The organism is Microbulbifer maximicatervae (SeqCode), from assembly GCF_052467615.1.
Genome location: NZ_CP174319.1, coordinates 4,563,075 through 4,574,923, shown reverse-complemented (window position 1 = coordinate 4,574,923; position 11,849 = coordinate 4,563,075). Strand labels below are relative to the sequence as shown.

Here is an 11,849-nt window from a genome sequence, read left to right as displayed (position 1 = left end):
CTTGAATAATGAAAGAGCTTCACGAGGATTTACGCCTTGAAGCTGTTCAGAAACCTAAACGTATATGCATCCTAACGGAGGATATGTTTGGTCCAATAAAAAATGGTGGCATTGGAACGGCTTACTTTCATTTGGCTGTTTTTCTACAGAGATCTGGTCACAAAGTCACCATCTGTTTCGTTAATGGTTTAGCAAAAAATCCTGTGAAAATGAAAATCACAAAAAATTTTTTTGCAAAACTTAATGTTGAATTTCATGGTGTTGCACCGCAGGCACTAGCTAAAACGACAATGGCTCGCACTATGGCAATGCCCTATGCAGCCTATGAGTGGCTCAAGAGAAATGATCGCTTTGATATTGTCCATGTTTCAGAATGGCGTGGAATGGGTTATATAGCATTACTTGCCAAGAGTCTTGGTATTGCATTCCAAGATATACATTTTGCTGTTAAAGGTTCTTCCCCAACACTCTGGTCTGCCGAAGGTAATCAACAATTCCTTAAAGAGGAACGGCAATTGGGGTGGGTATTTATGGAGCGTAGAAGTGCTGAGATGGCAGATACTCTGATCTGTGGGAGTCAGCATTTAGTCTGCTGGATGAAAAATAATAAATACCGCCTGCCTGAGCGCAGTTACTATTGGCCAAATGTTTTTTTGGACGATCTATTACCTGATAATGAAGCCATAAAAAATAGTAACTTAGAGACAAAAGAATGGGTGTTTTTCGGGCGTCTTGAGCCTCGTAAGGGGATTATTCTTTTTGTGAATGCATTAAACACTCTTGCTAAAAGAGGAGTTAGATTGCCATCGATTACTTTTTTGGGAGGGTACTCTTATCGATTTGATGCTCGAAAATTCATAGAGGAAAACCAGAAGCATTGGAGTACAGATGTCTCCTTTATAAGTAATTGTAATGCTATACAGGCTGTAGAGTATTTGAGTGGAGAAGGACGTTTGGCTGTGATCCCAGCTTTGTTAGAGAATTCTCCGATTTCTGTCTACGAATGCCTTGCAACTAAAGTACCATTTATTGCTGCTGATACTGGTGGTACTCGAGAATTACTTGATGACGAAAATGGAAAAAAAATCCTCTTCAAGCCAAATCATATTGCTTTAGCGAGAAAGTTAGAATTACATGCAAAGAAACTGCCTGCGCCGGGTATAAAACACCAGAGGCTTAAGAAGTCGTTAGATGTATGGAATAAATGGCATGGCCAAGAGCATTCAATTATTAAAAACGCCCGATCTTCCAATAGACATGATCCCTTGGTTTCTATATGCGTAACTCATTTTGAGCGTCCAGACTTTCTCTATCAAGCGTTAAAAAGCATTGAAGATCAGACTTATAAGAGCATAGAAGTTATTGTGGTTGATGATGGTAGCCATTCACAAGAAGCGCTACACGCGCTGGAAATTTTAGAAAGTCACTATCAGAAGAATGGCTGGCAGTTTGTATACCAAGAAAACCGATATGTAGGGGCTGCTAGAAATACTGCAGCACAAAATGCAAGCGGAGATTATCTACTTTTTTTTGACGACGACAATGTCATGATGCCGGAAATGGTAGATAAGTTGGTTAGCGCGGCAACTTTTGCAGATATTGATTGCCTGACTTGTAGCTCTATCCGATTCAGCGGCAGGGGCGCACCTAATACTCCAGAAGGTAAGCTCGGAACTCAAATTCGTTTTATGGGGCCAGCTAGAGCTTGGGCAACGAAAGTAAATATAGTCGGTGATGCGACGTGTCTGATAAAAGCTACTAAGTTTAGAGATCACGGAGGTTATACAGAGAGATATAGAACAGGTAAGGATGATATTGAATTCTATAGCAAGCTAATTTTAGCAAAGGAAAATGTATCCTATTATCCTGATCCTTTATATTACTATCGCACCGGTGACAACTCTATGAAATCCAGAAATCACCTTCAAGAAGAAGGAGATTTCAGGCAAATAAGTCCTTACCTTGAAGGGCTCGACTCGGAAGAGAAAAGCCTCCTACTACTAAGAAAACAGCAAAAAGAAGCCAAAAAAAATAAAGGGGGAAAATATAAGCCAGGGTTTTTAAAGCGAACGATTCGAAGGCTGCGTAAATTCGCTAGGGTGAAAGTTTGAAAGTAGTTAAGTACATTGAAAGTGCTAGTGAAACACGCTTCCCTCTTATTTGTATCTTCCGAGATGAATTGGATATTCTCCCAGCTTTTCTTGACCATTACCGGTCTTTAGGTGTGACATGTTTCCATTTGGTGGATACGGGAAGTAGCGATAACTCGGTAAGCTATCTACTGAAGCAGAATGATGTCCAGCTATACGAAGTTGATTGTGGCTACCCCCAGGCAAACGCAGGTGTAGATTGGGTTAACCGAATTGCCCGGAATTATTGCCAGGGAAAATGGACTCTTGTGGTTGATGCTGATGAGTTTCTCTGGTTACCTGAAATTTCAGGTAAAACTTCCCTGAAAGTTATGACTCAGCTTATGCAGGGTGAATTAGCTTTTGCTCTATATACTCCACTAATAGATTTCTTTAGCGACAACCTTCAAGGGAATACATATGATATAAGAAATCTTTCCGAGTTAATGGAATCAACGCCTAACTATGTATCTTATAAAAGCTTTAAGAAAAAAAGCATATTAGCTTTTCCTTTTTTTGAAATTCGCTCCAAAGCCAGAGCGCAAATATCTGGTATTTCTGATTACTTTGTTAAATCCTATAAAATTCCGCTTGTTTATTGGCGGACGGGTTTTCAATATTTACGTTCAACCCACTCATGTACGCCGGTTCCTCTCAGTAAAAATTGCGCTCATCTTCTCCATTTCAAATTTCGGTCAGGCTTTCAGCAAAGGCTTAGTCGGGAATTGCAGAACCCTGACCGGATGAATGCTGATGTATATCGTATTTCCAAGGCCATCATTAACAATCAGATAACTATCCCTCAATACACATCGGATCTGCGCAAGATAGATGGATTCGGGGAAAGCGATTGGCTAACAAAGATGGATTTTGATACTGATTGGCAGAATGAAAATAAGTCCAAAAGCCACTATTTCGAACTGCTCACACAGCAAAAGATAGCCTCGGAGAGCTTTCTCGCCGATAACTTAAACCGTATAACCAAGTCTTTTAGTTGGCGACTGAGCCGGCCTTTACGCAGATTTCTGTTTCATCGGGGCATATTGCGACACGATCACTATCCAGAAAGGCTCGACCAGGATCATCCATTAGTGGATCAGACGATTGCCATCTATGAGTCATTTTGGTGGCTGATTACGGGAATCTTTAGACTGCCTGTCGCAATCTATCGTGCCATTCTCTGGCATAAGCTGGGAGGACGTCGCCGGACCAGGTAGGGCTTTAAAATAAAAAAGGCCGGGGAGGTTTGTCCCCGGCCTTTTGTTTACATCTCAGTTTGTGCCTGAGGTTAGTGTACCCAGTGGTGGCGTTCCATCTTCTCCTGTACCGCTTCTGCCGTAGGAGCGGGCATAGCGCTGATAGGCAGGCGTTCGTGGAAGAATGCCAAGCGTTCGCCAGCCCCTACTTCATTCATGGTCTCCGCCTCAAACACACGGCCATTAATTACCGTGTAGGTAATGTTCTCTGACAGGCGGAGGTTATCCAAGGGGTTGCCGTCAACCACGATCAGGTCAGCCAGCTTACCAGCTTCAATACTGCCGATATCACCGTCCATACCCAAGTAGCGGGCACCATCGATAGTACCGGCACGGAAGGCTTCCCAAGGAGTAAAACCGCCCTGCTCCATCATCCACATCTCCCAGTGGGCTCCAAGTCCTTCGCGCTGGCCGTGGGCGCCGATATGTACGGTGACACCTTCGTCGCGCAGCTGCTTGGCCTGACGGGCCACATTAAAGTGGTTGTAGTGGGCATCCGGCGCAGTGGGGCGACGGATAGAGCGGGGGTTAACGATAAAATCGGGGGTAAAGCGGGTCAGGCGCTCGTTCTTCCATACCTCGGTGCGGTCATACCAGTACTCCTCACCCCAGAGACCGCCGTAGGCCACGACGAAGGTCGGTGTATAACCCACTTGGGTTTGGCTCCACAGCTGCTCCACATCGCCGTAGACATTGGCGATCGGCAGTGAGTGCTCAATACCGGTGTGCCCGTCCACAATCATGTTCATATTGTGCTGGTACTTACCGCCGCCCTCGGGCACTACCATAATGCCGGCTTCGCGGGCTGCCTGCAGTACTTGCTGGCGCTGGTCGCGGCGGGGCTGGTTGTAGCTCTTCACCGAGATGGCGCCCATTTCCTTGAGGCGGTTCACGTGGAACTGAGCGTCCTCCAGGGAGTTGATCTTGGCTTTGTAGCCTGGACCTTTGGCGCCATAGAGGATGGTGCCGGTGGAGAAAATACGCGGCCCAGTAATCAGGCCGGCCTTTTGCATTTCAGCGGCGGAGAAGATCTCGCTGCTGTCATTGGAGGGGTCGTGAATAGTAGTCACTCCAAATGCCAGGCTGGAGAACAGGTTCCAGTTCTGCTGCGGGATAATCTCTTCGCGACCCTGAGCACCGTGGGCATGAGCGTCAATAAGCCCCGGTAAAACGGTTTTGCCGGTGATATCGATACGCTTCGCTTCGGTGGGAATCTCCACTTCCGCTGCGGGTCCCACGGCGACAATACGGTTGCCCCGGAACAGAACCACACCATTGTCGATAATTTCACGGGTGTTTTCCGCATCGCGCATAGTGACAACCTTGCCGCCTGTGAGGGCAACGAGACCTGCGCGATTGTCAAAGGACTGTTCAAAGCTCAGGTCGATGCCTTCAGAAACTGGCTCTGGCAGTTCCTCCGGAGCGCCGGCGACAAATTCGAAGGCGTCCTTCAGTTCACGCTCGAACAGTTTGGGGCCGTGTGCCCAGCCCAAAGTGTCGCTATCGGCAGACCAATGCAGGTTTTCACCGGCTCGCTTGGATACCTGGGTGACTTTGACTGCTTTGCTATCGGGGCCGATAACCTCGGATTTGCCAGTATGCATAAAGGGCGCGACAAAAGCTTTGAAGTCCTGGGTGAAGGCAACCCACTTGCCGTCTGGAGACAGGCGGAAGGAAGTAATCTCAGCGCCGTGCAGGTGCTCGCGCTCATCCTTGCCTTCCAGGTTGGTGCTCTTCAGCACGCGCTTGCCGCCGTCAGCGTTTTGGTACTCGGAGAAGTAGATACGATCTTCGCTGGCGCCGAAATGAGGCTCATAGCCAGACTTCACGACCCGGCGCTGCCAGTCGCCGTCGGCGTCTGCCAGGTAAATGCCCGGTTCCAGGGAGTACTCGGGGCTGAGCAGATAGCCGCCGGTAAAGCGACGGTAGGCCACTGCGTCACCACTTGGAGAAAAGCTTGGTTCAACGTACAGGCCCGGCTGCTTGGTGATGTTTTTACCGCGACCGTTGCGAGCGGAAACTACCCTCACATGGCCCAGGTTTTGGTCGTCCCAAGATACATAAGTGATCTCGCGACCATCGCGGGACCAGCTGGGATAGAACTCAAAGTGGTCGTCCTGGCGGGTCAGACGACGACGCTCACCACTGGCGACATCCTGAATATAAATCTTGCCCAATGCCTGGAAAGCGACCTGCTTGCCGTTGGGGGATTTCTGCGCCCAGCGAATCATCTTCACATCGAAGGTTTCCGGCGCTACGTCTACCGGGAAGCGCACCGCATCCGCTACCTGTTTCTCAACTTTCACATGGGCCGCAATCGGTGCGACGCTGTCGCCGTTGATGGAGATGCGCAGGAATTTACCGCCAGTCCAAACGACCAATGATTCACCATCGGGCATCCAGTCGTATTGAACGTAGTTGCCATGGGGGCCAAAGATTTCCTGCAGGTCGCGTTCGAGGCCGGAGTAAACCGGTGTTTCCAGTCCTGTATCCAAATCTTTCAGGAATAGGGAGGTCTGGTTGTCCTGGCGGCGAATGAAGGCCAGTTTACTGCCATCCGGGGATGGTACAGGCGCCACTGCGCCACCGGGACCGGAGACAAAGGTCTCCTCTTCACCATCCTGGAGGTCATAGCGGTTGATGGCAAAAATTTCCTGGGTGGAGTTTTTGTTGTACTTCCACACGGTGCCGGGGGTGGTATCGATGGAGTAATAGACATAGCGTCCATCTGGAGAGAAAGCTGGATCGGCAATATTTTTCTGGGCGATATCGCCACCGATGCGCTCTTTCAGTTGGCGACCTTCACCCCCACCGTAGTGGTACATCCAGATTTCACCGGCGGGGATACTGCGGCCAGACATAAAGCCTTTACGCGCTACCAGGTACTGGCCATCGGGGCTCCAGTTAGGTGAGTGCAGCAAGTTTTCCTTCTCTGTCGTGAGCTGGCGAAGGTTGTCGCCATTGCGATCCATCAACCAGATGTTGTCGGCGCCGTCACGGTCGCTGATAAACACGATGGTCTTGCCATCCGGGCTGAAGCGCGGCTGCATATTCCAGGCGATTTCATTGGTCAGGGCTACCGCCTCGCCGCCTGCTACCGGCACTGTGTAGATATCGCCGAGCATATCGAACAGGATGGTTTTGCCATCTGGGCTGATATCCAGGTTGCTCCAGGTGGTCTCGCGGGTGTCTAACTGGATCGGTTTGAATTCGTAGGGTGGCTTGTTGATATCCCAGGATTGGGCTTCCGCCTTTTCTACTTCCTTTTCTTTGGTAGCTTCGAGAGCGCTTTCGGCTTCTGCCACAGCACCCATCGGCAGGGTCAGTGCCAGGACAGCCAGAGCCAACAAATGGTGGCGCGGCTTGTTCTGCTTGGTGGTGTTCATTGAAATATCCCTCCGCCCGATTCTGTGTTTGGCGGCTATATTTGTTTTGTTGGGTTGAGTAACCGGTTGATTTCACAGGGGGTAAATTACCGGGATCAAAGCGGCGCAGCAATCTTAATGCGTTGAATACCAGGGCCCCGGGGCGAACTGTTGTTCGCTTGAGTAAACCGGGTCTAGTGGCCACAATGCACTCAAATTTTGTAGACGATTGGAATATCCACCCGTTATGACTATCGATGTTGTGATTTTGGCCGCCGGAAAAGGCACCCGCATGCACTCTGACCTGCCTAAAGTGCTGCATCCTATTGGCGGTATTCCCATGCTTGAGCGGGTAATTGATACCGCCATGTTGCTGGGAGAGGTGCAGATTACCGTGGTCATCGGGCATGGCGCAGACCTGATACGTGACCGCTTTGCTGATCGTGGTGTCAGGTTTGTGGAGCAGGAACAGCAATTGGGTACCGGGCATGCCGTGGCCCAGGCCGTGCCCTATTTCCGCGAGGGAGCCACCGTTTTGGTGCTCTATGGTGATGTGCCTCTGGTCAGGGCTGGCAGCTTGCAATCACTGCTATCGGCAGCGGATCACGGACCTGCCCTGCTGTCAGTTGAAATGGCAAATCCCGCCGGTTACGGGCGCATCGTGAGGGATAACAGCGGCTGTGTGCAGTCGATCGTTGAGGAAAAGGATGCCGATGCGGATACCTTGGCTATCCGTGAGGTTAATACCGGCATTTTGGCGACTCCTGGAGCACTGTTGGCTCGCTGGTTGCCGGAGTTGTCCTGTGACAATGCTCAAGGTGAGTACTACCTGACCGATATTATCGGTCGTTCGGTCAGTGAGGGTATTCCTGTAACGGGCGTAATTGCCAGTGATCCACTGGAAGTGGCGGGAGTAAATAGCCGTGCGCAGCAGGCACAGATGGAGCGCGCTTTGCAGCATAACCATGCGACCAGTCTTATGAATGCGGGGGTGACTTTATTGGACCCCATGCGTATAGATGTTCGCGGCAGCCTGGAGTGCGATACCGATGTCTCTATTGATATCAATTGCATTTTCGAAGGGACAGTTTCACTGGGTAAGGGGGTACAAATTGGACCTAATTGCCTGCTAAAAAACTGTCGTCTGGCAGATGGCACCAAGGTAGAGGCCAATTCCATTATCGAAGGCGCTGAGATTGGTGAGGCTTGCACTATTGGTCCCTTTGCACGTTTGCGTCCGGGCACAGAGCTGGCCACCGGTGCCAAGGTGGGTAACTTTGTCGAAACCAAAAAAGCCAAAATTGGTGAGGGCAGTAAGGTTAATCATCTCTCTTATGTCGGTGATGCCCTGGTGGGCGAAGCGGTCAATATCGGTGCTGGCACCATTACCTGTAATTACGACGGTGTGAACAAGTCCCTGACCGAGATCGGCGACAATGCCTTTATAGGTTCTAACACAGCTCTGGTAGCCCCAGTAACTGTGGGCGCCGGAGCCACAGTGGGTGCTGGCTCCACCATTACCCAGGCTGTGGGGAGCAAAGAGTTGGCGGTAGCGCGTAGCAAGCAGCGCAATATTAACGGCTGGCAGCGTCCGACCAAGAAAAGCTAAATAACCCTTACCGTAATTGGGTTGCCCCTCGGAAACTATAATTCCGGCGGGCCTTCCCTCTCCACGCCTGTTGATAGCCACCCTATCCATTAAACTTGCGCTTCGGGAACAAAAGGAATGGCCCGATGCACAAGCCCAGATTACAGCTGCTTGCCAGTTTTGATATTACTTCGCTGCAATATTTGGATGAACAGGGACAGACGACCCAAGCCCTACCGGAATTTGCCACCCCGGATACCCTGATTGCTTACTACCGCCAGATGACGTTGGCTCGTATGGTGGATGATCGCGCGGTAAAAATGCAGCGTACCGGTCAACTTGGCACCTATCCCTCCAGCCTCGGCCAGGAAGCTATTGGTGTTGGTCTCGCAGCCGCCATGGCCAAAGAGGATATCTACTGCCCCAATTACCGGGAGACAGGCGCTCTTCTGGAGCGGGGCGTTACTATCGAGGAGATCTACGCAATCTGGGGGGGCGATGAGCGGGGGCAGAACTTTCGCCATAGCCGCGAAGATTTGCCCTTGAGTGTGCCTATAGCCACCCAGATGTTGCACGGTGCCGGTGTAGCCTTTGCCCTGAAATATAAACATGAGCATTTCGGTGAACCCATGCGCGTCGCTGTTTCGACCGGCGGCGATGGATCTACTTCGCGGGGAGACTTTTACGAGGCGATAAACCTGGCTGGGGATTGGCACCTGCCTTTGGTGATCGTTATCAACAACAATCAATGGGCTATTTCCCTACCGCGAGATGAGCAAACTGCCTGTAAGACCTTGGCACAGAAGGCTATTGCCGCCGGAATACCTGGCTTGCAGGTAGACGGCAACGATGTGATTGCCGTTCGTGAGGCGGTGGGTGATGCCGTGGAGCGGGCGCGCAGTGGTGCTGGCCCAGCTCTGATCGAAGCGATCAGCTATCGCCTGTGTGACCACACCACCGCCGATGATGCCAGTCGCTACCAGCCCAAAAAAGATGTCAGTGAAGCCTGGTCCCGGGAGCCTTTGCGGCGCCTGCGATCCTACCTGGAAAACTGCGGTGCCTGGGATGATGCGCAGGAAGAAGAGATGCAACGGGAGCTGACACAGAAGCTGGAGAGAGCGGTCCACATCTACCGGGAAACCCCCAGAGATGTCGCCACAGCAATATTCGACCACCTCTATGCAAAGTTGCCGGAGCCTTTTCTGGAGCAGTATCAACAGTTGCAGGGAGATAGCTAATGGCTGAGATAACTTTGGTCGAGGCTGTCACCCAGGCTCTGGCTTACGAGATGCAAGCAGACCCGATGGTGGTTCTATTTGGTGAAGATGTTGGTCTGAACGGTGGCGTATTTCGCTCTACCGAGGGGTTGCAGGCCAGATTTGGCCGGGACCGGGTGATGGACACCCCCTTAGCCGAGACCATGATTGCCGGAATGGCTGTCGGTATGGCGGTGCAGGGACTGCGACCGGTGGCCGAATTCCAGTTTATGGGTTTTATCTATCCCGGTCTCGATCAGATCCTCAGCCACGCCTCGCGCTATCGCAATCGCACTCGCGGCCGCCTCTCCTGCCCGATTGTCTACCGGGCCCCCTATGGAGGTGGAATCCATGCACCGGAGCATCACTCTGAGAGCACTGAGGCCCTGTTCGCCCATATTCCAGGTCTGCGCCTTGTGGTGCCCTCCTCTCCTGCACGGGCCTACGGTTTACTATTGGCGGCAATTAGAGACCCGGACCCGGTAATTTTCCTGGAACCCAAACGTATTTACCGAGCCGTTCGCCAGGAAGTGCCCGACACTGGCGAGGCTCTGCCACTGGATCGCGCCTTTGTGTTGCGGGAAGGCCGCGATATTACGCTTATCGCCTGGGGCGCTTCCCTCAAAGAGACCCTGCAAGCCGCAGAGCAGCTCGCAGAGGAAGGGGTAGAGGCTGAGGTTATCGACCCGGCCACTCTGAAACCCCTGGATATCCACACGGTAATAGACTCCCTGGAGAAAACCGGGTGCTGTGTCGTTGTGCACGAGGCGGCCAGGTTCTGTGGCCTGGGTGCCGAGTTGGTCGCACAGATTAATGAGTATGCCTTCGATCTTTTAAAGGCACCGGTACAGAGGGTGACCGGTTTCGATACGGTGATGCCCTACTATCAACTGGAGGATGAGTATCTACCCGGAGTGCCGCGTATTTTGTCGGCCGTACAGGAAGTGCTGGACTACGCCAACGGAGGGCCACAATGAAGACTTTTACCCTTCCGGATCTCGGCGAAGGTCTGCCCGATGCGGTAGTGCGGGAGTGGCATGTCAAAGAGGGAGACACCATAGCCGCCCATGAAACTCTGGTGACAGTGGAAACCGCTAAGGCCTTGGTGGAAGTGCCGGCTCCTTGGGGCGGCACTATTGAGAAGCTATTTGCGGCAGTGGATGAGACTGTGAATGTTGGCGATCCCCTGGTGGGATTTATGGCCGAGGGAGAAGTCGCAGTTGAAAGCCCGCCCACTAAAGCTGAAGAATCGGAACAAGAGATTAGTCCTCGGGCCGACAGCGGCACGGTGGTGGGAAAAATAGAGCAAGGGCAAGGTGTGTTGGGGGCTGAGCGGGGGCCGGAGGTGGGCTTGAAGCGACTGGCCACCCCGAGAGTACGGGCCCTGGCCAGGCGTTTGGGGGTAGATTTACAGTCAATATCACCTGCGGGTGCAATGGTAACGGAAGCTCAGGTACGCACTGCGGCGGGGCCGGGAGCAAAGGCCAAAACTGTGGCGAAGGGGCAGCATCCATCACCTGCCCGCGCTTCTGCCGAACAAACTACAGCCGTTGCACCCCAATTCGACTCTGAGTCTGAAGTCATGACGCCTGCACGTCGCGCAATGGGTTTGTCCATGAGCCGAGCGCGGGATGAGGTAAAGCAGATAACGCTGTGTGACGATGCGGATATTTCCAACTGGTGGGGTAGTGCTCCGGCGCTGCTGCGATTGATTCGTGCAGTACAGGAAGCTTGTGAGGCGGAACCTACCCTCAATGCCCTGTATCAGGATGATAAGCTGGCGCCGCAGGGCAGTATCAATATTGGCTTGGCAGTGGACTCTCCGCGAGGGCTCTATGTGCCGGTACTCAGGGATGTTGCCCAGCGTACTGATGAAGATCTGCTCCAGCAGGTGGCGGACTTTAAACACCAGGCCCGCGAGACCGGGATCGCCCAGCGAGACCTCCAGGGGGCAAGCATACTTCTCTCCAACTTCGGCTCCATAGCCGGTCGTTATGCCACTCCGGTAGTCATGCCGCCCACTGTTGCCATTGTCGGTGCCGGGCGGGTGTGCCAGGGAGTTGTGGTGGTAAATCGATGGCCCGCACTTCGCCCCCTACTCCCTCTCTCTATCAGTGCCGATCACCGGGCCGTTACCGGTGGAGAGTTGGCGCGCTTTCTTCAGACAATGTTGGAAACTTTGTCTCTCTAGCAGACAGTCTGAGTGAGTCCTATACCGGTATCTAATCTGTTGAGTAGTGGTTGTTGATAAAAGT

7 protein-coding genes are annotated in these 11,849 nt (G+C 51.9%); 6 read left to right on the top strand and 1 reads right to left on the bottom strand.

All coding sequences use genetic code 11. The annotated features are described in order from the left end of the window. Positions 1–8: 8 nt before the first annotated feature. Positions 9–2,111: a glycosyltransferase gene (locus ACJJIM_RS20170; RefSeq protein WP_444911825.1), complete on the top strand. Its 2,103-nt coding sequence runs from the start codon at positions 9–11 to the stop codon at positions 2,109–2,111. Further along, positions 2,108–3,346, top strand: coding sequence for a glycosyltransferase family 2 protein (locus ACJJIM_RS20165; RefSeq protein ID WP_444911824.1), 1,239 nt, complete (start codon positions 2,108–2,110; stop codon positions 3,344–3,346). The genes ACJJIM_RS20170 and ACJJIM_RS20165 overlap by 4 nt, the downstream gene beginning before the upstream one ends. Positions 3,347–3,417: 71 nt before the next feature. Here the strand turns inward: ACJJIM_RS20165 and ACJJIM_RS20160 are convergent, their stop codons facing one another. Beyond that, the gene (locus ACJJIM_RS20160) at positions 3,418–6,771 is read right to left on the bottom strand and encodes an amidohydrolase family protein (RefSeq protein ID WP_413663860.1); all 3,354 of its coding nucleotides are present in this window, start codon (positions 6,769–6,771) and stop codon (positions 3,418–3,420) included. 226 nt (positions 6,772–6,997) lie between these two features. Between ACJJIM_RS20160 and glmU the strand changes: the two genes are divergently transcribed. From glmU to ACJJIM_RS20140, 4 genes are all read left to right on the top strand, one after another. Beyond that, positions 6,998–8,359, top strand: a complete 1,362-nt coding sequence (gene glmU / locus ACJJIM_RS20155) for a bifunctional UDP-N-acetylglucosamine diphosphorylase/glucosamine-1-phosphate N-acetyltransferase GlmU (RefSeq protein ID WP_413663859.1) — start codon at positions 6,998–7,000, stop codon at positions 8,357–8,359. Positions 8,360–8,484: 125 nt separating this feature from the next. Next, on the top strand, positions 8,485–9,576 hold the full coding sequence (gene pdhA / locus ACJJIM_RS20150; protein ID WP_444911823.1) for a pyruvate dehydrogenase (acetyl-transferring) E1 component subunit alpha: 1,092 nt from the start codon (positions 8,485–8,487) through the stop codon (positions 9,574–9,576). Then, entirely contained in the window at positions 9,576–10,571 is a 996-nt protein-coding gene (locus ACJJIM_RS20145) for an alpha-ketoacid dehydrogenase subunit beta (protein WP_413663857.1), read from the top strand. Before pdhA ends, ACJJIM_RS20145 begins: the two co-directional genes overlap by 1 nt. Then, positions 10,568–11,785, top strand: coding sequence for a dihydrolipoamide acetyltransferase family protein (locus ACJJIM_RS20140; protein ID WP_413663856.1), 1,218 nt, complete (start codon positions 10,568–10,570; stop codon positions 11,783–11,785). Before ACJJIM_RS20145 ends, ACJJIM_RS20140 begins: the two co-directional genes overlap by 4 nt. Positions 11,786–11,849: the final 64 nt, after the last annotated feature.